At 43.6% G+C, this 20,543-nt stretch carries 20 protein-coding genes; 6 read left to right on the forward strand and 14 right to left on the reverse strand.

Annotated features, from left to right (window positions below; all coding sequences use genetic code 11):
* Positions 1–166: 166 nt before the first annotated feature.
* Entirely contained in the window at positions 167–1,645 is a 1,479-nt protein-coding gene (locus B6N13_RS05125; RefSeq protein WP_169458693.1) for an aldehyde dehydrogenase family protein, read from the reverse strand.
* Between the two features lie 319 nt (positions 1,646–1,964).
* Here B6N13_RS05125 and B6N13_RS05130 point away from each other — a divergent pair, with 319 nt between their 5' ends.
* The 3 genes from B6N13_RS05130 (at position 1,965) to B6N13_RS05140 (ending at position 5,147) form a co-directional block, all read left to right on the forward strand.
* Positions 1,965–2,843 carry a GNAT family N-acetyltransferase gene (locus B6N13_RS05130; RefSeq protein WP_169458694.1) on the forward strand — a complete coding sequence of 293 codons (879 nt, stop codon included), beginning with the start codon at positions 1,965–1,967 and terminating at the stop codon, positions 2,841–2,843.
* Positions 2,844–3,142: 299 nt separating this feature from the next.
* Positions 3,143–4,006 (forward strand): GNAT family N-acetyltransferase, encoded by an 864-nt coding sequence (locus B6N13_RS05135; protein ID WP_169458695.1) that lies wholly within the window; start codon positions 3,143–3,145, stop codon positions 4,004–4,006.
* Positions 4,007–4,073: 67 nt separating this feature from the next.
* Entirely contained in the window at positions 4,074–5,147 is a 1,074-nt protein-coding gene (locus tag B6N13_RS05140) for a tartrate dehydrogenase (protein ID WP_169458696.1), read from the forward strand.
* Between the two features lie 84 nt (positions 5,148–5,231).
* Here B6N13_RS05140 and B6N13_RS05145 read toward each other — a convergent pair whose 3' ends face one another.
* Genes B6N13_RS05145 through B6N13_RS05155 form a run of 3 tightly spaced genes read right to left on the reverse strand, consistent with a single transcriptional unit; the run spans position 5,232 to position 8,041 of the window.
* Positions 5,232–6,194 carry a threonine/serine dehydratase gene (locus tag B6N13_RS05145; protein WP_169458697.1) on the reverse strand — a complete coding sequence of 321 codons (963 nt, stop codon included), beginning with the start codon at positions 6,192–6,194 and terminating at the stop codon, positions 5,232–5,234.
* A 56-nt stretch (positions 6,195–6,250) separates the two neighbouring features.
* Positions 6,251–7,246 (reverse strand): ornithine cyclodeaminase family protein, encoded by a 996-nt coding sequence (locus B6N13_RS05150; RefSeq protein ID WP_248280228.1) that lies wholly within the window; start codon positions 7,244–7,246, stop codon positions 6,251–6,253.
* 21 nt (positions 7,247–7,267) lie between these two features.
* Positions 7,268–8,041 (reverse strand): cupin domain-containing protein, encoded by a 774-nt coding sequence (locus tag B6N13_RS05155; protein ID WP_169458698.1) that lies wholly within the window; start codon positions 8,039–8,041, stop codon positions 7,268–7,270.
* 290 nt (positions 8,042–8,331) lie between these two features.
* Between B6N13_RS05155 and B6N13_RS05160 the strand changes: the two genes are divergently transcribed.
* A complete protein-coding gene (locus B6N13_RS05160; protein WP_169458699.1) occupies positions 8,332–8,742 on the forward strand; it encodes a VF530 family DNA-binding protein in 411 nt (136 codons plus the stop codon).
* A gap of 55 nt (positions 8,743–8,797) precedes the next feature.
* Positions 8,798–9,376: a hypothetical protein gene (locus B6N13_RS05165; RefSeq protein ID WP_169458700.1), complete on the forward strand. Its 579-nt coding sequence runs from the start codon at positions 8,798–8,800 to the stop codon at positions 9,374–9,376.
* Between the two features lie 101 nt (positions 9,377–9,477).
* Here B6N13_RS05165 and B6N13_RS05170 read toward each other — a convergent pair whose 3' ends face one another.
* Positions 9,478–10,425 carry a LysR family transcriptional regulator gene (locus tag B6N13_RS05170; protein WP_169458701.1) on the reverse strand — a complete coding sequence of 316 codons (948 nt, stop codon included), beginning with the start codon at positions 10,423–10,425 and terminating at the stop codon, positions 9,478–9,480.
* 110 nt (positions 10,426–10,535) lie between these two features.
* Between B6N13_RS05170 and B6N13_RS05175 the strand changes: the two genes are divergently transcribed.
* Positions 10,536–11,306 (forward strand): class II aldolase/adducin family protein, encoded by a 771-nt coding sequence (locus B6N13_RS05175; protein ID WP_169458702.1) that lies wholly within the window; start codon positions 10,536–10,538, stop codon positions 11,304–11,306.
* Positions 11,307–11,378: 72 nt separating this feature from the next.
* On the opposite strand, the gene B6N13_RS05180 is transcribed toward B6N13_RS05175, so the two are convergent.
* From B6N13_RS05180 to paaA, 9 genes are all read right to left on the reverse strand, one after another.
* Positions 11,379–12,407: a TRAP transporter substrate-binding protein gene (locus B6N13_RS05180; protein WP_169458703.1), complete on the reverse strand. Its 1,029-nt coding sequence runs from the start codon at positions 12,405–12,407 to the stop codon at positions 11,379–11,381.
* Positions 12,408–12,553: 146 nt separating this feature from the next.
* A complete protein-coding gene (locus B6N13_RS05185; RefSeq protein ID WP_012070769.1) occupies positions 12,554–13,882 on the reverse strand; it encodes a TRAP transporter large permease in 1,329 nt (442 codons plus the stop codon).
* Between the two features lies 1 nt (position 13,883).
* On the reverse strand, positions 13,884–14,417 hold the full coding sequence (locus tag B6N13_RS05190) for a TRAP transporter small permease (protein ID WP_169458704.1): 534 nt from the start codon (positions 14,415–14,417) through the stop codon (positions 13,884–13,886).
* Between the two features lie 85 nt (positions 14,418–14,502).
* Entirely contained in the window at positions 14,503–16,557 is a 2,055-nt protein-coding gene (gene paaZ / locus B6N13_RS05195) for a phenylacetic acid degradation bifunctional protein PaaZ (RefSeq protein ID WP_169458705.1), read from the reverse strand.
* 114 nt (positions 16,558–16,671) lie between these two features.
* Positions 16,672–17,745 carry a 1,2-phenylacetyl-CoA epoxidase subunit PaaE gene (gene paaE / locus B6N13_RS05200; RefSeq protein ID WP_169458706.1) on the reverse strand — a complete coding sequence of 358 codons (1,074 nt, stop codon included), beginning with the start codon at positions 17,743–17,745 and terminating at the stop codon, positions 16,672–16,674.
* A 36-nt stretch (positions 17,746–17,781) separates the two neighbouring features.
* A complete protein-coding gene (paaD, locus tag B6N13_RS05205) occupies positions 17,782–18,315 on the reverse strand; it encodes a 1,2-phenylacetyl-CoA epoxidase subunit PaaD (protein WP_012070773.1) in 534 nt (177 codons plus the stop codon).
* Positions 18,302–19,063, reverse strand: a complete 762-nt coding sequence (paaC, locus tag B6N13_RS05210) for a 1,2-phenylacetyl-CoA epoxidase subunit PaaC (protein ID WP_169458707.1) — start codon at positions 19,061–19,063, stop codon at positions 18,302–18,304. Before paaC ends, paaD begins: the two co-directional genes overlap by 14 nt.
* A gap of 7 nt (positions 19,064–19,070) precedes the next feature.
* On the reverse strand, positions 19,071–19,352 hold the full coding sequence (gene paaB, locus B6N13_RS05215) for a 1,2-phenylacetyl-CoA epoxidase subunit PaaB (protein WP_012070775.1): 282 nt from the start codon (positions 19,350–19,352) through the stop codon (positions 19,071–19,073).
* Positions 19,353–19,372: 20 nt separating this feature from the next.
* Positions 19,373–20,365 carry a 1,2-phenylacetyl-CoA epoxidase subunit PaaA gene (gene paaA / locus B6N13_RS05220; protein WP_169458708.1) on the reverse strand — a complete coding sequence of 331 codons (993 nt, stop codon included), beginning with the start codon at positions 20,363–20,365 and terminating at the stop codon, positions 19,373–19,375.
* Positions 20,366–20,543 lie beyond the last annotated feature (178 nt).

Consider the following 20,543-nt stretch of genomic DNA (forward strand, 5'->3'; position numbering starts at 1 on the left):
GAATTAAAAACTTGATGAAATTATTACAACATTAAAACAAAGCCTGTTTGGCTTGATTTCGTTTTCATGTAACGCATTTTCAGCGGTATTGACCCCTTACCTCGGCACAATCTACCGCCCAGAATCTAGATGTCGTTAATAGGCAATTTTTACCCTAAAGCCCAAATCACTCATCGTCTTCCGTAAAATCAATCAATACACTTTTGGTTTTTTGATTCGCTTCATAGGCATAACGACCTAGATCTTTGCCTATTCCAGAACTCTTAAAACCGCCCGTCGGAATAGCAAAATCCCAGCTACGTCCATAGCGATTAACCCAAACCGTGCCAGCCTCTAATGCTTTCACCATACGCATAGCGCGATTTAAATCAGCCGTATGAAGACCTGCCGATAGCCCATAAGATGGGTGAGATGCTAGATTGAGAGCCTCGTCTTCTGTCTCAAAGGTTTCTACACACAATACAGGTCCGAAAATTTCATCTCGTACCGCTTCCATGCTCATATTTACATTGGTCAAAATAGTGGGGGTATAAAAAAAGTGATTGTCTTTATTCAATGGACATCCGCCCACCAACACTTCCCCTCCCTGCTGAACGGTTCTTTGCACTACACCGTCGATACGACCCACTTCTTTTGCTGAAATAATAGGAGATAGCGTGGTGTTATCCTGCCAAGTTGGTCCAGAGACCATTTCGGAAAAAATCTCAGAAATTCGCGAGACTAATTGCTCTGCAATACCCTTTTGCACTAAAAGACGTGAGCCCGCCACACATACCTGGCCTGCATTGGTAGTAATTGCGCCGGCAATACGACGCGCCACTTTATCGATATTTTTAATATCATCAAAAACTAGCTGTGGGCTTTTACCACCTAACTCCAAGGTCACTGGTTTAGTTCCAGTTTCTGCACAGGCCTTCATTATCAAAGCGCCCGTTTTAGTGGATCCAGTAAAAGTGACTTTGGAAATACGAGGATGACGGCAGATAGCATCGCCCACTAGTCCATCACCTTGAACCACATTAAAAATACCGGGTGGGATGCCTGCTTCTATGGCTAATTCTGCCAAACGAACAACACTGAAAGGTGTCATTTCAGAGGGCTTCAATACTACGGCATTTCCTGCTGCCATCGCGGGGGCGATTTTCCAGGATGCCATTACCAAGGGGAAATTCCATGGTGCGATCGCACCAATAACACCGTATGGCTCAGTAATCGTCATGCCTAAACTGCCATTTGCTGTTGGAATAACTTCTCCACCACATTTATCAGCATATTCAGCAAAAAAACGGATACCTTCGGCACAAAAAGGAATATCCCATTGCGTTGCCGCAGAAATAGGCCGTGTCGATCCCATTGCTTCAAGTGGAGCCAGCACCGCGACATCCGCAGCAATTAAATCAGCCCAACGCTTCATGACTTTCGCTCTATCTCGAGGAGATTGAGTTGCCCAATTACTTTGTTTAAAAGCTTGCCAGGCATTTTCAACGGCGTGGTCAACCAAATCCATATCAGCAATGGAAACTGAAGCGTAAGCTTGACCATCTGATGGTCGGATTACATCCATTTTTTCACCACTATTGATGGCTTTTCCACCAATAAAGTGGCTATAGGGAAGTCGCACATCCGCTGGATTGAAAGATGTCATACAGTTACCTTCTTCTCTCTTCATGTGAATTAAGTAAGCTCGTTAGAAATCAGGTGGCAGTGTTAAACACATATAATTTCCGGCTTATTTCTATTCTATGTGTGTAGAAGAAGCGTTTTATGCCGTTAAAAAGTAAGGGGACAGTACAAATTTGCCTTTGTAACTCGATGATTAAGTCATTGATGCTGAATCAAGATTTATAGCCAATGAAGATAGTTAGAAAAGTTATTTGGCAAGAACGTCCTAGCATTTAAGAGTTCGCAATGACAAACTAATATAGGTATTAGTAATGCACACTTTATAAACAGGGGTGACAGTCGTGCCTAGCGCAACATCAAAACGATTAGAAACTTACGAACTCACCATTCGAGAAATGACTCCGAATGACATAGACAAGCTCCATGAGCTTTCTACTACTGTGCTGTGGCCCCACCGCCCTTCAGATTGGCAACTTTTGCTAACTCTAGGTAAAGGAGTGGTAGGCTGTGACGCCATTGGCAGGATAATCGCCTCTGGAATGTGGTTCCCAATCGGTGACAAGTACGCAACAATCGGCATGGTCATTACCTCCCCCCGCCTGCAAGCATTAGGTGGTGGACGCTGGATCATGAACCATATTATGGCTCAATGTGACAATCGTGAAATTTTGCTTACCTCTACCCGAGCAGGCTTCCGCCTTTATCAATCACTCGAGTTTCAAACCATTGCACCCGTTTTCCAGTATCAAGGCATTGCTAAAGCAGTTGATAGCTCTAAACTTGCTGTTACTGAAGGTATTCGAGAATTAGCTCCTAATGATGAAGCAAGCATTCTTCAACTTGATAAAAATGCCTTTGGCATTGATAGAAATAACATCATAAAAACTGTCTTACAACAATCTCAAGGATCTGTATTGGTGCGTAACGATCACATCGTTGGTTTTGCCCTATGCAGAAAATTTGGTCGCGGTCATGTCATAGGTCCAGTTGTTGCTCAGAATTGTCAGGATGCCATGGCACTAATCGCTCCTCATGTGAATAAACATTCAGGGACTTTTTTACGTATCGATACCATAGAACAAGACGAATTATTTACCGCATTTATTTTAGAAGCTGGTATGTCACACTTTGATACTGTCACCTCTATGAGCAAACCCAAATTCAATCGAAATGACGGTGAGTTCCATAGCTTTGCTTTGGTTAGTCATACGCTCGCTTAACCCTGCCATTCTGATTTGTGATCATGGTGACGCAGTTATGACAACTCTAAAGCAATTATATTGAATCCAATTATTATCTTTGGTTCCAAGCCCCTATCACCTAAAAAACCTTATTGGCAAAAAACGCCTTCACAATAATATGCCGTCATAAGTCATGCTGACAGCAGATTTATAATATTCTCCCTGCCTAACCAACGCTTACTACCGTATTTCATTTTCACCTTATTTTATGGCAAGAACATCCTAGTAATTGCCAATATCAGGTACCAAAATGTCCTTCAGATTATAAGGAGACAGCTATGACAGCGACTAAAAACGCCCTCACAATTTCTTATCGCTCTTTGACTGAATCAGATATAGATGCCGCTTTTGAACTTTCTCAAGCAGTAAAATGGCCACACCGAAAAGACGATTGGAAAATGGTTCATAATCTTGGTTCGGGATTTATTGCCGAGTATAACAATCATCCAATTGGCACAGTGTTATGTTGGGATCATGGAGAGAAATTCGCCTCTCTGGGCATGGTTATTGTCTCACCAGATATGCAAGGCAATGGCATTGGCCGAGCGCTTATGAAGCAAATCTTGGCAAAAATTGGGGATCATAAAAACGTCCTTTTATTCGCTACCCCATCAGGCCAACCACTTTACGAAAGCTATGGTTTTCACCCTTCAGGTGATGTCTACCAGCATCAAGCCATAGTGAAAGATAGTCACCCTATTGATTCTGCTCAGGCTTCTCAACAACGCCCAATGACGCCAGCGGATCATAAGGCGATTGCTCAACTTGCAGAAACCGCTTGCGGCCTAGCAAGAGAAATGGCCTTAAATGAGGTTCTAAAATCGGCTACCGGTATCGTCACCGAACAGCAGGGAGAAATAACAGGATTTGCCCTTATCCGTAAATTTGGTCGAGGTTATGCCATCGGCCCCGTTATTGGCTCTACTCAAGATGACGCCAAGGCCATGATCCAAGCCTTAGTCAATCAGCATACCCATGAGTTTGTAAGAATCGATGTTCCACAAAGTAGCCAACTCAGTCCATGGTTAGAAGAAATTGGGCTCCCTAAAGTAGACACTGTCGTCAGAATGATTCGTGGTGAAATGCCACAAACAAACGCCAACGTGCAGCAATATGCATTAATAAGCCAAGCGCTAGGTTAGACACACTAAAGACCTTTGACCATCATAAACAAAGGTCTTTAGCCGTAAAACACAGGTGGAGAAAGACATGCAAAAAGTCAAAATCGCGGTTATTGCAGGCGATGGAATTGGAACCGAAGTCATTCCTGAAGGTATCCGCGCATTAGAAGCCGCTGGACGACACAGTGACGTCACGTTTGAATGGACACATTTTGATTGGTCATGCGAGACCTACCATAAAACTGGACGCATGATGCCTGAAGATGGTCTTGAACAGCTCAAAGCGTTTGATGCGATCTATCTTGGTGCTGTCGGTTTCCCTGGCGTGCCTGACCACATCTCTTTATGGGGATTGCTGCTCCCGATACGACGCGCATTTGATCAATATGTTAACTTGCGCCCAGTCCGCCTCTTTGATGGTGTTCCTTGCCCCTTAGCCAATAAACAACCTGGCGACATCGACTTTTACGTTGTTCGTGAAAATGTAGAAGGCGAATATTCCTCCATAGGCGGTATTCAATACGAAGGCACAGAACGGGAGATTGTTTCCCAGCAAAGTATCTTCACTCGCCATGGCACTGATCGCATCTTGAAATATGCGTTTGAATTAGCCCAAGGCCGAGAGAAAAAACACCTTAGCTCAGCCACAAAATCCAATGGTATTTATCACTCTATGCCCTATTGGGATGACCGTGTTACTAAAATGGCCAAGCATTACCCAGAAATAAAAGTAGACCAATATCATATCGACATTCTCACAGCGAACTTTGTTCTTATGCCGGAACATTTTGATGTGGTCGTGGGTTCCAATTTATTTGGTGATATTCTTTCTGACTTGGGCCCCGCTTGCACAGGCACTATTGCCATTGCCCCATCGGCAAACATTAACCCAGAAAAAACCTTCCCTTCTATGTTTGAACCCGTACATGGTTCAGCTCCCGACATCGCAGGACAAAACATCGCTAACCCGCTAGGCACTATTTGGGCAGGCGCCATGATGATGCAACACCTTGGTTATCCTGAGATTCACGACACCCTACTAGGTGCAATGGAAAGTATATTGCGCAATAAAAAATGTCTGACACGAGACATGGGCGGAAGTGCGAGTACCCAAGAATTGGGGCAGGCTATTGTAGAAGAAATAGATTCGGTGACACTTTGATCAACTAATTGCACTCCCATTGTGCCTTCTCCAGATCATACTGGCAGAAGGCATTTTTTTAGGAGTAAAACGACTTTAGTCTAGTTACTTATATATATCAGCAAGGTCGGCTAAATCCCAATTACCGCCAGTCAATACCACGCACACTTTCTCATCTGGTTTAAGTTTAACAGCACCTGACAATAGCGCACCCACTCCAATGGAAGCGGCTGGCTCAGCAATCAATTTGGCGTCTTTAGCAAGGCTACGCATCCCAGCAATAATATGCTCATCATCCACCAAGATAATTTCGTCAACGTACTTTTCAATAATAGGATAAGGATTTTGCCCAGGAACACTGATTCTTAACCCATCAGCAATGGTATTTTTTAGGGGCAACGTGGTTCGTTCTTTATTGATTCGGCTGTAATAATACTTTGGGGTTAATGCCGGCTCGGCACCGATAACACGCACGGACGGGTTAATTTCTTTGATGGCCGTTGCAATACCAGAAATAAGTCCGCCGCCGCCCATAGGGATAATTACGGTATCCACATCCTCTAAATCCTCCAGTATTTCACAACCAATTGTGCCCTGCCCCGCCATCACTAGCGGATCTTCAAAAGCATGAACTGGGACATATTGGTTTTCTTCGGCAATTTCATAAACCCTTTTCCACCGAGCAGCCGTGTCCCCATCAAAAAGAACTACTTCGGCCCCCAGCGCTTTGGTGTTCTCAATTTTAATTTTAGGCGTAGTCACTGGCAGAACTAATATAGCTTTTACTCCCAACATTCTGGCAGCATAAGCCAAACCTTGCGCATGATTGCCCGATGACGTAGCAATAATGCCATTAGCAATTTCTTCTTTTGACATAGAAAGCGTCTTATTTAGCGCGCCACGAATTTTGAATGCTCCCGTAATCTGCAAGTTTTCGGGCTTAAGATAAAGTTGGCAACCAAGGTTCAGCTCTATCTTTTCCGCACGCAAAAGAGGGGTGTGTTTGATATGAGGCTCTAGCCGCTTTTGGGCTTCTCTAATGTCCTCAATGGTTGGATAATCGCGCATCTTACTGACTCCTTAATGCGTATAAACTTAGTTTTAAACGGTAAAATAGAACGCGACTAAAAAAACTCGAAGCTCGTTCCAATGCCTTGTGCAATCGCATTCTGGTAAATTTTGCTTGCTGATGTGTTGTCTTGTATGGCCATACCGGTGGAATCGAAAATCGTAATTTCTTGATCATTTTCTCTTCCAGGTTTTGTGCCCAACAAAATTTCACCAATTTCCGCGTGAATATTCTCTTTCGTTATAATGTTCTGATTGAGCGGATGCCATGTTTCGCCTTTTTCGGTGCATTGAGCCATGGAATCATTCACTATTTTGGCGTGTCGAAAGATCTCGGGATCTAATTCTTGCTTGCCCTGCTGATCACTGCCAATAGCAATAATATGTGTGCCCGGTTTAATCCAATCAGCTTCCACCAACGCTCCTTTGCCTCGCGTGGTGGTAATTAAGATATCCGCGTGTTCTACCGCTTCTTTTTTAGAAGGGGAAATAATAACAGGAATGCCAAGTTCACTTTCCATATCTGTTTTGAACTGAGCCAGCGTGTCTTCAGTCCTGCTCCACGCATGAATCTCTTCAATTTTCATAACTTCATTAATGGCTCTAATTTGCATCCTTGCTTGGTTTCCCGTACCAATACAGGTCACCTTCTGGGCATTTTTTCTTGCCAACACCTTAACGGATACGGCACCAGAAGCGCCGGTTCTAAGGCCCGTTAATAAACTGCCATCCATAACACACAGCAAGGCACAGGTTTTCGCATCAAATAACAAAATACTGCCCATATTCGTAGGAAGCCCATGCTCTGAAGGGTTATTAACAAACCCACCCGATGAGGATTTCATGGAGATCATTTCATCTGGCTTAAAATAACTAAGCTTAAAATCAATTTCACCACGGGGAGATGGTAAATGTATTCCGATGTAATCAGGCTGAACGACTTGGCTAAGGTTAAAAGCTTTATAAGCTTCCTCTACCCTTTCAATCACTTCCGGCATGGTAATCAACTTGCCAACCTGCTCTTTATTAAGCAATAGCGTTTTCATATTCATCCTCTTTTTCTAAATACCAAACTAGGCGGGTCGAAAAATTGCGTAGACCTTTTTGACGTATTCAAGACTTTCCCAACTGCATTGGGCTCCTTGTTGAACTAAAAACACATCCCCTTCAACAAAGGTGCCTTTTCTTCCTAATTCATCAATAAATGTCACACTACCTTCGAGTAAGTACATAAATTCGTAGTGTTTATATTTCATCGCAAGACGATGATAAGGCGTGGAGTCCCAGCAGCCACATACGAACTGGTTATCAAAGGACAAATAGTCTGTGTGATTACGGCAGCTTGGCGTAGGCCCCACCAACAGTTCAGCTAGCGGAGTCCCAGAAGGCTCAAGCATAGCGGATAAATTAATAGGGGTTATCTTATTATCACTTGGTGTACTTTGGTTATAACGCATATAAATTAACGTCGTTGCTTCCTCACAATGCCATGAAAAAGAACAACCATGTAACAAGACTAAACTGGATGATTTACCTAAAACCATTGGCTCATCTTGAGTCAATGATAGCTTTCCTTTTATAGTAAAAATAAACTCATCCGCTACTAGCTCAGTAACAGCACCACTCCCAGGCGATAACTGAATAACACCTATTTCAACCGGCCCTTCAGGTAAAGGCAACGCTCTTCGCTGTCTTAGAAATGGATCCTGATCAAGATTATTAACACACGCACTTGCCTCAAACAGTTCTTCAGCAAATGCTTTGAGATCAACAAACGAAGGAACAGTACCCAAGTCAACAAGAGACGATTGCTCTGATATTGAATTTAGAAAAGTAGCCTGAGACATAAAAACCTCTAGATGAATAAATACCAACTAAAGTATAAACATCCAGAGAAAACGATAATCGCGGTTTCCTAACTCAAGACCAATCACATCCGCTTTTTTTAACAGATTAAACAGCATAATGTGATGAAACCCTCTCTACTCAAGAACCTAAAGACTCCTGTCACCGTCTCTGAAATTAAATAGGTAAACGCGGCTTAATTCCCCCCCTTAGCTATATTGTCTAAGCCGTCGCAGGTATGATGGCGCATTCTTAAGCTTTTAAACTTTTTGACTTATTACCGGACACTTTTATGAACGACGAGATCAACTACACAAACAATCCTCTACACGGTCTGGGATTACAAGAGCTACTCACCCAGATAGTTGATCACTATGGTTTTGAGATTCTTTACGCCTATCTAAACATCAACTGTTTCAAAACTAATCCAAGTATTGAATCCAGTGTGAAGTTTCTCAAGAAAACCGAATGGGCGCGGGAGAAAGTAGAAGTTTTCTACCTCTACAAATATAAGAACCTGCCACGCGTGTCATCAGAGCAATTTGCCTTACCACCAAGAAAACGCATTATCCCTGAAGGCCAAACACCCCGCGAACCGGCTGAATTAAGTTTGGAAGATGCTGAACGCGTGCGAGAAAAACAGGCGCAGAAAGCCGCTGAACATGGCAAGACAAAAAGATATGGCAACAGTAAGTTTGATTGATCGCAAAGGCGAATAGATAAACTGGATAGTAAGTTCGCAATCCTTGGAGAGATTTATGTTGAGTATAAAAAAAACGCTTTTTATCCTACTGACCATGATGCCTTTTCTCGGGCATGCCCAGCAGGCTACCCATAATGAGCGTACTAATTATGGTGAAGCCTCTCTAGAGACAATGCGTACGCTTGATTTACTGACTATCTCAGATTTTATGAATAAAAATAAAACCATGCATATTCAAGATGTGGCAGGGATTTGTTCATTACCCAATCAGATAAATATGTATGGAAGAGAACACGAGGTCATGGATAAGGTACTTTCCAGTAACGGCCTAGATAAAAGCTATTTTGTAAAAATAGGCTATGTAAATGTAGATTGTGGTGAAACCAACTTCATCATTGACGCGATGGAGAGAGATTCAGGGGTATTTATTAAATGGTTAGATTATGGTTTTGACCTTAATCGACCAGTGCAATACAAGGGCATGGTTGGAACCCCAATTGATATTGGCTTTTATAACCTCAATAGAGCGGAAAAAGAAAAAAAGGGATTATGGCGAAAAAGCATTTCTTACTTAAAGAAGCGTGGCTTTAAATCATGCAAAGAGTTGGGCATTAAATGCTCTATAGACTCTTAATTTAACGCGACACAAACCTAAAAGAACATGGTGCAGGCCAAATTATTGACGATTTATTGGAATTAATTCCTTCTGAAAATTAGCAGTGGCTACTAGCGCCTTCAAACTAGCAACTCCCCCTGCCAGCGTCCGGCCTCCCATTCGGCTTTTGTGACTTCCTTGATGAGAGGAGTCACCGCGTTTATTAAAGCCGTTTGCGGCCTTTCTATTGCGGTGGAGACACACACTTCACGCCATAGGGTTGGCGCCACAATGTCGATTGCTTGAATCTGATTTGTCTGCAATAAATGATAAAAGGCAGAGCTAGGTGACAGCATAATTCCATGGCCATCCGCCACATAGCGCAGTGTCGTCATGAGTTGCCCAAAAGCCGGCTTGTGGGACAACTTAACTCCGGTCTCCTCTTCATATTGACCCAAGACATAACCCAGTGAATCACGCGGGCCAGTAACAATCACCTCATGCTGAGCCAGCTCTGAAAATCGTATTTTTTTAGCGCCACTTAACACCTTATGGGAAGCCACTTTAGGCTCAGAACCCAGCGCCAAAAATAGTTTTTCTCGGAACAGTTTTTGTTGGCGAATTTGGCTCATGTCCGATCCATCAGGTGATGAAATAGCCATATCAATTTCTCCTGACAACAATTGGTTAGACAAGCTATAAGATAAGCCGGCATGTAGATCCAAGGTGATCTTAGGATAACGCTGTTCAACCAAGGCCAATAACGGCACGGAAATAATATTGCCAATGGGCTGAGTCATGCCAATTGATAAAACGCCCGATGGCTCATGCTCAAACTGATGCACATCGCATTTTGCTTGTTCGATTTGACGCATGATGGATTGCGCATGGGCTCGAAAAATCTGTCCGCTTTGAGTTAACACCACGCCACGAAAGCTGCGATCAAATAAATTCGCCCCCAATTCATGTTCAAGGTTTTCAATCTGCAAACTGATACTGGGCTGAGCGACATCTAATGCTCTTGCCGCCGCCGCAATGCTATTTAACTCGGCTGTTTTTAGAAAAAAGGTTAATTGTTTGCTGTTCATAATCGAGATAGCTATATAAAAAGTATTGAACCACACCATATTAATTTTTGTTTTTTATAGCCAGTTTTTTATTTAGCCTAACAACAAAACAACAAGAAAAGAGAGAAATTATGTCTACAGCAAAACGCTATTTTGAACAGCCCAGCCGATTCAGTGATGCCGAATGGCAAGCGAGACAAGACTTAGCCGCCATGTACCGAATCTTTGCCTACCTAAAATGGGATGAGTCCATCTACAACCATATTTCTTTGCGCGTACCGGGTGAAGACGAACACTTTTTGATTAACCCTTTTGGGCTACATTACAGTGAGGTAACGGCTTCGAACTTGGTTAAAATCGACTTAAAAGGCAATATCATTGGCCATTCTGACTGGCCAATTAACCCTGCTGGATTTACCTTCCATAGTGCCATTCACGAGCAAGTTGAAGGTGCTCACTGCATTATGCACGTCCATACCACGCCTACTTTGGCCGTTTGCTGTCTAGAAGATGGCATGTCATATAGCAATTTCTATTCAGCACAAATCTACAACAAGGTGGCTTACCACGACTTCGAAGGCATCACCCTGCATATGGATGAAGGTCAACGCATTATTGACAGCGCCGAGGGTAAGCCGATTTTAATGCTAAGGAACCATGGCCCCGTGGTCATGGGTGGAACCTTGGCTCAAGCCTTTGCCCTTATGTGGTTGGTTAATCGAGCTTGTGAAGTGCAAAAGGCGTCTATGTCCATGGGACAAGTACGCGAAATACCTGAAGAAATTTGCAAAAAATGCACCGCAGCCTCCCTTCCCCTTGACCCCAAATACGGTGCTGGTGAAGATGTTTTTGCCGCGATGAAACGTATTATTGAAAGACAGGATCCGTCTTACAAACAATAGTCTTAGATATAAAAAAAACCACACCCTTAAAAAAGGCGTGGTTTTTAATTTTTCATATAATTACAGAAAGAATTACTGACTCAATTCACTTACATTTTTTCTAAAGTAAGCGAGCGCTGCTTTGGCATCCACTTTACGATCAGAGACAGAGTCAATCCATGCCTGATCTATTCCCTCGTCCAATTTATCCATATCTTTTACGATAGCATCATCTTTAGAAAGATAGACCACGTTCACACCGTTCGCTTTTGCCTCCAAGATACCGTCTTGATCTTCTTTACCCCAAGCTGCGCCAGCGAGTCTTGAAAGCTTTTCACCTGAAACACTCATAATAGCGTCTTGGTCTTTTTTACTAAGACTGTCTAGCGTATCTGGGTTCATCACAATACTAAATGCAGTGGTGTAAAGCCCTTTAGGGAACAAGATAAGGTCAGTCGTGACCTCATGTAAACGCAAGGTCATTTGCTGCGAAGCCGGTAAAAAGGTGCCATCTACCACACCTTGCTGCATCATTTCATAAGATTTAGGCGCGGGAGCAGAAACGGGCGTCACTTCTAAACGTTCAGCAAGAGTATTTACCAAACCACCACCAATACGCATTTTTTTACCTTTCAAGTCGTCTAACGATTTGACTGGAAAGTTAGTATTCAACTGACCTGGGCCATGCACAAACAAGGCAAGTAATTCCAAACCTCTGAATTCTTGGTCAGCTTTGAAGAATTTTTCATAGGTATTCCACAATGCCACAGATCCCACTTCCGCATCGGTGATTTCACCAGGAATTTCCGCCACACTGGCTAATTTGAATCTGCCAGGTAAATAAGCATTAACACTAAAGCCCACATCAAATACACCATCTTCTACGGCATCGAAGATCGTTTTAGGGTCACCGGTATAGTTTTCAATAACCACTTCTACACGACCCTCAGTTGCCTTTTCAACCCACTGCTTCCAAGTTGGCCAAACAATGGAGTTTTGTGAACTCGTTGGCGGTAACCAAGTAGCCACATGCAAAGTCGTCTCTGCAGCTGAAGCCAGTCCGGATACTAAAATTGATGTACCACAAACTGCCCAAAGTAGATTTTTTTTAACATTCATCATATTTATTATTCCTATAGTTTATGATTTACATTGATAAAAACTTTGCTCTCTCATCACCATGACTTTATATAAAATCAGTAAAAAACTTATAATTATGCAAAGTCATAAAACGCCCTAACCATTAATAAAGCCTATTTTAAAAATCATTAGTCATATAAAAAATTAGGCAAAAACATCGATACTGGAACGATGAATACAATAATTAAAAGTCGAATAATATCTGCACACCAAAACGGTGTAACACCTTTGAAAATCGTACCTGCTTTTACATCCTTTAATACCGCACTTAATACAAATACATTCATCCCCACAGGTGGCGTAATTAAACTAATCTCCGTCACCACGACAACGACAATGCCAAACCAAACAAGGTCAAAACCCAAGCTAGACACTAGAGGAAAAAAAACTGGCACCGTTAGTAACAGCATGGAAAGACTTTCGAATACCATGCCAAGAATGATGTAAATGGCGAGGATAACCATAATCACCAACATCGGACTTAACTCCAATGCAGTGACAAAGCTCAACAAAGCATCTGGCAAGCCCGCTCGGGTAATAAAATCTGAAAAGATAAACGCCCCAATAACAACGCAAAACAGCATGGCAGAAGTTCGCGTGGTGTCCACTAGGGTCTCGACAATCCCACCAAAACTCAGGCTACGTCGAGCTAAACCAATAATTAGTGCTCCACCTGCACCAATACCAGCCGCTTCGGTCGGAGTGAAAACGCCCAAATAAATACCGCCCATCACAATAATAAACAGCAATAAAACGCCCCAAATACTCTTTAAAGCAAGCATTCGCTCTTTAAAGCCCATTCGCTCACCGGCAGGACCAGCAGAAGGGTTACGCCAGACAACAAAACGCACCGCACACATATAGAGAAAAATCCCCAACATGCCGGGAATGAAGCCCGCTGCAAACAATTCACGAATACTGGTTTGGGTCAGCAAACCATAAATCACCAAAATAACGCTAGGAGGAATCAATATGCCCAATGTTCCGCCAGCAGCAATCGAGGCGGTTGCCAAACTATCCGCATAACCAAACTTACGCATTGGTGGCATAGCCACTTTTGCCATAGTTGCAGAAGTGGCCAAACTAGAACCACAGATAGCTGAAAAACCACCACAAGCTAAGACTGTCGACATCGCCAATCCGCCTTTTCGATGCCCTAAAAAAGCATAAGAGGCGTTATATAATTCCTGAGATAAACCAGAACGAGTCACTAAATTCCCCATCAGAATGAACAAGGGAATCACTGATAAATTGTAGTCTTGTACTGTTCCTATCACCCGACTGGACGCCAGTGTCAGCGCTGAAGTCCAACGAAAAGACAGGACATTATCAAAACTTAGACCCTGCAAAATAGCAAAACCTAAAAAGCCAACCACTCCCATTGCAAAAGCGATCGGCATACGAATAACTAAAATTAAAAACAACAGGACGGCAAAGCCGATTAATACAACTGACATGCTACTCTCCAAACTGCTGTGATTCGTTATTGCCTTTCAGTACGCGATACGCACCGTAAGTCAACATACAAGCTGCCGTGATCCAGCTCATAATGGCGATATATTCGGTTAAATATCCGGTTGGTATTTTTAAATACTCGCTAACTTCGCCACGACGCAGAGAGCGCTCAGCCAGTTCATAAATACGAATGGCCAAGAAATAAAACGAAGAAGAGATAATAAATACTGAAAAGATGCCAAGCACTTTAACGATCCGATTGCCTAACACATGATCCAATAAATCCACGACCACATGCCCTCCACGCCATGTAATCAAGGGCATTTGAGCAAAAACCATAATAGCCAAGCCCATTTGAGTCAGTTCGAAGGCACCATTAATAGAATTATTAAACAGATAGCGGCCCACCACATCCACACAAGTAAGTGCCATCAACAAAAACAACACAGTTGCAGAAATCCCTTCTAACCCCACCCCAACCCAACGATATATATTTGGCTCTGGGTAATGCTTATCAATCCAGTCTCTTATCGACATAACAACTCCTAAATTCTTTTATTGTTTTAAGCTAGGTAAAATGCGCAAGACTTGAAAAAGGGAGAATAACTCCCCCTTGTAATAATCAATCAAATTGCTTTTTAACTAAAGTTAAAATGTCGTAACTGGCAACTAATTCATCATGCTGGTTAGTAACTTGAACATCCCAAACCACCACGCCCTGAGGCTCGCCTTTCGGGCTTAATTTGCCTTGGTCAATTTTGCGCTTGCAGGTTAAACGCGCGCGAATGGTGTCACCAATAGGAACAGGCGTGATAAATCGCAGAGTGTCCAAACCATAATTCGCCAAAACAGGCCCTTCACCAGGAGAAACAAATAATCCCGCCGCGGCAGATAACACAAAGTAACCATGGGCAATACGCTGTTCAAACTGAGAGTCGCGCGCTGCAATGTCATCAAAGTGCATGTAAAAATGGTCACCAGATAAACAGCCGAAGTTCACGATATCGGTTTCTGTCACTGTGCGACGATGGGTCAACAAAGACTCACCAATGCGAAGATCTTCAAAATAACGGCGGAAAGGATGCACATCCGTTTCATAAGTTTCGCCGCCACGAACGTATTCGCCAGTAATCGCAGACAGCATGGTAGGTGAGCCTTGAATAGCCGCACGCTGCATGTAATGTTTTACACCGCGAATCCCACCCAACTCTTCGCCACCACCAGCACGACCTGGACCACCATGTTTTAGCATGGGCAAAGGTGAACCGTGTCCAGTCGATTCTTTTGCAGAAGCTTGGTTTAAGATATGTACCCGTCCATGCCATGCAGCCAAGGCCGGAACGACTTTTCTTGCAACCTCAGGATCTTGGGTCACTAAAGTTGTTACCAAAGAGCCTTTACCACGAGCGGCCAATGCAATCGCGTGATCAATATCTCGATAAGGCATTAATGTGCTGATTGGGCCAAACGCTTCTATGTCATGCGCTCCGCCTTCTGCATCTGGATCATTACTCAGCAGCAAGGTAGGTTGTACAAAAGCACCTTTTTCCGTGCCTTTACCCAAAAGCTCAAACCCGTCTTCATGCCCGTAAACCACACGACTGCTTTTTAAAAGCTCAGCTAGCTGCCCTAAGACATCCTCTTTCTGTTCAAAAGAAGCCAACGCGCCCATACGTACAGTATCCAAATGCGGATCGCCAATTGACACTTTACCAAGGCGTGCACTTAAGTGCTCCGAAACCGCTTCGACTTGATTTTCAGGGATCAATACACGACGAATAGCGGTACATTTCTGCCCCGCTTTCACTGTCATTTCCCGTGCAACTTCTTTGATGAAAAGCTCAAATTCTGGACTATCGACAGAGACATCTGGCGCTAGGATAGCGCAGTTCAAAGAGTCGGCTTCAGCATTAAAAGGAATAGAATTATTGATGATATTTGGCGTGACTTTTAATTTGGCGGCGGTGCTCGCAGAGCCAGTAAAAGTCACTACATCTTGGCCATCCAAACGATCTAACAAATCACCAGTACGACCAATGATTAACTGCAAACTGCCTTCTGGCAATAAACCCGACTCGTGCATCAAACGCACACAAGCTTCAGTCAGATACGAAGTAGAGGTAGCAGGTTTAACAATACATGGCATGCCTGCCAAAAAGTTAGCGGCAAATTTTTCTAACATGCCCCAAATTGGGAAGTTAAAAGCATTAATGTGTACAGCAACACCTTGGCGAGGTACCAGAATATGCGAACCGAAAAACTGCCCTTCACGTCCTAACGGAAAAGCATCGTCTTCATGAATCAGGTTGCCGGATGGCAACTCACGTCGACCTACACTTGCGTACGCAAATAAAGTACCTGCACCACCTTCAATGTCCACCCAGCTGTCATTACGAGTCGCCCCCGTTAGTAGGGAAATAGCGTATAACGACTCCTTGTATTCAAGTAAATATTTGCCTAAATCACGTAAGCAAGAGGCACGACTCTGGAAATCCATAGCCATTAAAGAAGCTCGACCTTTGGTGCGGGCAAATTCCAGTGAACGAGCAAAATCGATGGTTTCTGCGTGTGTGTGATAAATTGTTTCGCCGTTAACAGGGCTAGTTAACGCTTGTGCGGCTTGATTCCCTAACCATTCTCCAGCAATGAAGCTTTGTAAAACATGGTTTTGGCTCATAATATTCTCCATCGGCAGCGTATTCACTGCCGTCATCTTTGTTGTTTTTATGATGTCTCGATCTAATTTTTTGCTATTAAAACTTTATGCTCAGTTAAGCGAGGTCATAACCCGTTATACTTGGTCAAAATCCAGCACAACTTTTTTGGATACCGGATAAGACTGACAAGAAAGCACATAACCGGCTTCTACTTCGTAATCTTCAAGACCAATACTGATGTCCATATCCACTTCGCCTTCAACCACCTTACATTTACAGGTAGAACACACACCAGCACGACAAGAAAACGGCAGATCTGCACCCTGCTCGTTACCTGCATTTAGCAAGTTTTCGGTATTCTGTTTCAGATCAAAACTCATTGCGTGACCATCACGAATGACCGTGATTTCTGACACATCTGCGTTGGCAGCAGCTTGTGCACGCTGCTCTCGTTTGCGCTCATTACCGGCCGCGGCAAACAGTTCAAAATGGATGTTTTCTTCTGGCGCACCAGCTTCTTTCAAAATATCTTTTACGGTTTCTGTCATGGCTTGTGGGCCACAAATAAAAGCCCCCGTTAGCGCTTTCACATTCACCCAACGCTCAAATAAAGCGCGACATTTCTCTTCGTCAATATGACCGTTGTACAAATCGATATCTTGCTGCTCTCGACTCAAGACGAAAATCAGATTCAAACGATCCATATAAGTGTTTTTTAGATCGGCAAGTTGATCTCGGAACATGGTGGAAGAAGTAGAACGATTACCATATAAAAGCGTGACTTTACTGTACGGCTCAGTGGCCAAAGTCGTTTTGGCAATAGACAGAATTGGGGTAATCCCACTGCCTGCGGCAACCAATAAATAGTCACCATGACGGGAAGGATCAAGCTCTGAATAAAAGTGTCCTAACGGTGGCATTACCTCAAGCACGTCACCAACCTTGATGGAATCATTAGCAAAGGTAGAAAAAAGACCGTCTGGCACACGTTTGATGGCAACACGCATTTCATTGTCTTGCACACCACTGCAAATAGAATAAGAACGACGTACTTCTTGGCCATCAATTTGAGTGCGTAACGTCAAATATTGACCTTGTTTAAAGTGATAGCTCTGCGCTAAATCCCCAGGGATATCAAAAGCGAGCGAAATAGAATCACGAGTTTCACGACGTAAATCAGAAACGGTAAGTGGGTGAAATTGATTCATCTGTGTCTCCACGGCCATGTTATTTTTATCTATGGCTCAAATGCATTTAAAATAATCAAACGGTTCTAAACAGGACTTACATCGATACAAGGACTTGCACGCTGTTGAGCCAAACTCACTTAATTGCTCCGTGTCGTCACTGCCACAATTAGGACACTCAACTTGCGTTACGCCAGACAGCAAAGATCGTTTATTCGAACTCCCAACTGGAGGCGCAATCCCGTAGGCTTTAAGGCGATTTCGACCTTGCTCAGTTATCCAATCAGTTGTCCAAGCGGGATCTAAGCGCTGCAATACTTTAGGGTGAGAAAAACCCGCCTCGTGTAAAGCATCGCGAATCGAAGTCTCAATATATTCCGTCGCAGGGCAGCCAGAATAAGTCGGTGTCACCACTACATTCAGGTGCCCATTTGCCCAACTAACGTCCCTCACAATGCCAAGGTCCATCACACTCACCACAGGCACTTCAGGGTCCATCACCTCTTCCAGCACGTCGTATGCGAGCTGGATATCCGCTTCGTTGCCTGAACGACCCTGTTGGTCAGTGGTTATTAACTCACCAGCTTGCATCGGGATATGCTCTTTGTAAGAACTGCATTTCTGCCAACAAAATCCCTAAATGCTCAGAGTGCATACCAGTTCGAGCACTCAAATAGAAAGTACTGGGCGCATCAGGAACGGTTAACGTCGCTTTAGCGAATACTTCGTTTACTGTCGCCCGCCATTGTTCCGGCAATTCGGTAAGCGCTGGGATACTTCCTGATTCAGACAAAGCCAATTCAGTATCGCTTTTTTCAACCAGTTCAAAGGTAAAACGCCAAAGAACATCAATGGCTTTTTCCATCCGCTGATGACTTTCTTCCGTGCCATCACCCAAACGCTCAACCCACTGAGATGAGCGGCGCAAATGGTAAGTCACTTCTTTTAAAGACTTCGCTGCAATCGCCGCAATTCGCTCATCTTTGGCGTCTTTTAACAGCGTCAGCAAATGGAATTGCCAAGCATCAAAGAAGAACTGCTTAGTCATGGTGACGGCGAAATCGCCATTAGGCTGTTCAACTAGTAACAAGTTACGAAACGCTCGCTCATCGCGACGAAAGGCTAACGCATCCGCGTCCGTACCATCGTTAATTCGCTCTGCAGCGTACTCATACCAATTGCGGGCCTGACCCACTAGGTCAAGACCCACGTTCATCATGCCCATTTCTTCTTCAAGGGCAGGCGCACGACCTGTCCACTCACAAAGACGCTGAGCATGAATCAAGGAACTGTCGCCAAGACGCAATAAGAATTCGGTTAATTCATCGTATTTAGTCATAACCACCTCACATATGCCCGACTTCATCTGGCAGCTCATAAAAACTGGCATGACGGTAAACTTTGTCTTCCGATGGATCGAATAAAGGCTCTTTCTCATCGCTTGCCGTCGCTGTAATTGATGCCGATGGCACAACCCAAATACTCACCCCTTCATTACGACGGGTATAAAGATCTCTGGCATTTTCAATGGCCATTTCAGCATCCGCAGCGTGAACACTGCCAACATGCTTATGATTTAGGCCGTGTTTACTACGGATAAATACTTCAAAAAGTGTCCATTCAGACATGGGAGATACCTCAAAATTAGTTAGGCAGCTGCCTGTTGTTTTTGTTTTTTATTTGCATGAGCTACCGCCGCTTCACGTACCCAAGCTCCATCTTGTATTGCATTTCGACGCGTTTCCAAACGCTCTCGATTACAAGGACCATTACCTTTGAGAACCTCGTAGAACTCTTCCCACTGAATTTCACCAAAGTCGTAGTGACCACGCTCTTCATTCCATTTCAAATCAGGGTCTGGAACTGTGCAGCCTAATAGCTCTAGCTGCGGAATGGTTTGATCAATAAAGCGTTGACGCAATTCGTCATTGGTATGGCGTTTGATTTTCCATGCCATTGATTGAGCAGAGTTAGGAGACTCTGCATCGCTAGGCCCAAACATCATCAAAGATGGCCACCACAAGCGATTAATAGCGTCTTGCACCATGTCTTTTTGTGCTTGCGTGCCATGGCGCATCATGTGCAAAAGGATTTCGTAGCCTTGGCGTTGATGAAAACTTTCTTCTTTGCAGACTCGGATCATGGCACGGGAATAAGGACCATAAGAGGTACGCTGAAGGGGTACCTGATTGACAATCGCAGCACCATCAACCAACCAACCCACAGCGCCCATATCAGCCCAATTAAGTGTTGGATAATTAAAAATACTCGAATACTTAGCACGGCCGGAATGAAGCTTTTCAATCTCTTCATCGCGATCCGCACCGAGCGTTTCCATCGCGCTATACAGATACAAACCATGGCCAGCTTCATCCTGGATTTTAGCCATCAGTTGCAACTTACGCTTCAAGGTTGGTGCGCGAGTTACCCAGTTACCTTCTGGCAACATACCCACAATTTCAGAATGAGCATGCTGTGAAATCTGGCGAATCAAAGTTTTACGATAGTTATCTGGCATCCAGTTTTTTGGCTCTATTTTAATCTCTGCATCGATCTTTTCTTGAAACGCCCGTTCTTCTGGCCCCATTTCAGCTAGGGATTTCATTGCTTTTGTCCCTGTTTCAACCTGTTGTGCGTACATGAGAACATCTCCAATATCGTAGAAATAAGTCATCTTATTAACAAAAGAATAGACTAATGATACATAAATTCAAGTTAATTTTTAATATAATGTATCATTTAAAAACCTAAATTTTAGACAATAAAATACCGTAACCCCTTACACTAAGGAGCTACGTTTAAACAAACAGGAAGATTAA

Source organism: Marinomonas sp. UCMA 3892 (genome assembly GCF_012726345.1).
Taxonomy (GTDB): Bacteria; Pseudomonadota; Gammaproteobacteria; order Pseudomonadales; family Marinomonadaceae; genus Marinomonas.

Excerpts from the sequence above, each read along its gene's own strand:
- B6N13_RS05125 (WP_169458693.1), bottom strand. The coding sequence starts at position 1,645 with ATGACATCTTTCAATCCAGCGGATGTGCGACTTCCCTATAGCCACTTT.
- B6N13_RS05135 (WP_169458695.1), top strand. The coding sequence starts at position 3,143 with ATGACAGCGACTAAAAACGCCCTCACAATTTCTTATCGCTCTTTGACT.
- B6N13_RS05140 (WP_169458696.1), top strand. The coding sequence starts at position 4,074 with ATGCAAAAAGTCAAAATCGCGGTTATTGCAGGCGATGGAATTGGAACC.
- B6N13_RS05145 (WP_169458697.1), bottom strand. The coding sequence starts at position 6,194 with ATGCGCGATTATCCAACCATTGAGGACATTAGAGAAGCCCAAAAGCGG.
- B6N13_RS05150 (WP_248280228.1), bottom strand. The coding sequence starts at position 7,246 with ATGAATATGAAAACGCTATTGCTTAATAAAGAGCAGGTTGGCAAGTTG.
- B6N13_RS05155 (WP_169458698.1), bottom strand. The coding sequence starts at position 8,041 with ATGTCTCAGGCTACTTTTCTAAATTCAATATCAGAGCAATCGTCTCTT.
- B6N13_RS05160 (WP_169458699.1), top strand. The coding sequence starts at position 8,332 with ATGAACGACGAGATCAACTACACAAACAATCCTCTACACGGTCTGGGA.
- B6N13_RS05165 (WP_169458700.1), top strand. The coding sequence starts at position 8,798 with ATGTTGAGTATAAAAAAAACGCTTTTTATCCTACTGACCATGATGCCT.
- B6N13_RS05170 (WP_169458701.1), bottom strand. The coding sequence starts at position 10,425 with ATGAACAGCAAACAATTAACCTTTTTTCTAAAAACAGCCGAGTTAAAT.
- B6N13_RS05175 (WP_169458702.1), top strand. The coding sequence starts at position 10,536 with ATGTCTACAGCAAAACGCTATTTTGAACAGCCCAGCCGATTCAGTGAT.
- B6N13_RS05180 (WP_169458703.1), bottom strand. The coding sequence starts at position 12,407 with ATGATGAATGTTAAAAAAAATCTACTTTGGGCAGTTTGTGGTACATCA.
- B6N13_RS05185 (WP_012070769.1), bottom strand. The coding sequence starts at position 13,882 with ATGTCAGTTGTATTAATCGGCTTTGCCGTCCTGTTGTTTTTAATTTTA.
- B6N13_RS05190 (WP_169458704.1), bottom strand. The coding sequence starts at position 14,417 with ATGTCGATAAGAGACTGGATTGATAAGCATTACCCAGAGCCAAATATA.
- paaZ (WP_169458705.1), bottom strand. The coding sequence starts at position 16,557 with ATGAGCCAAAACCATGTTTTACAAAGCTTCATTGCTGGAGAATGGTTA.
- paaE (WP_169458706.1), bottom strand. The coding sequence starts at position 17,745 with ATGAATCAATTTCACCCACTTACCGTTTCTGATTTACGTCGTGAAACT.
- paaD (WP_012070773.1), bottom strand. The coding sequence starts at position 18,315 with ATGCAAGCTGGTGAGTTAATAACCACTGACCAACAGGGTCGTTCAGGC.
- paaC (WP_169458707.1), bottom strand. The coding sequence starts at position 19,063 with ATGACTAAATACGATGAATTAACCGAATTCTTATTGCGTCTTGGCGAC.
- paaB (WP_012070775.1), bottom strand. The coding sequence starts at position 19,352 with ATGTCTGAATGGACACTTTTTGAAGTATTTATCCGTAGTAAACACGGC.
- paaA (WP_169458708.1), bottom strand. The coding sequence starts at position 20,365 with ATGTACGCACAACAGGTTGAAACAGGGACAAAAGCAATGAAATCCCTA.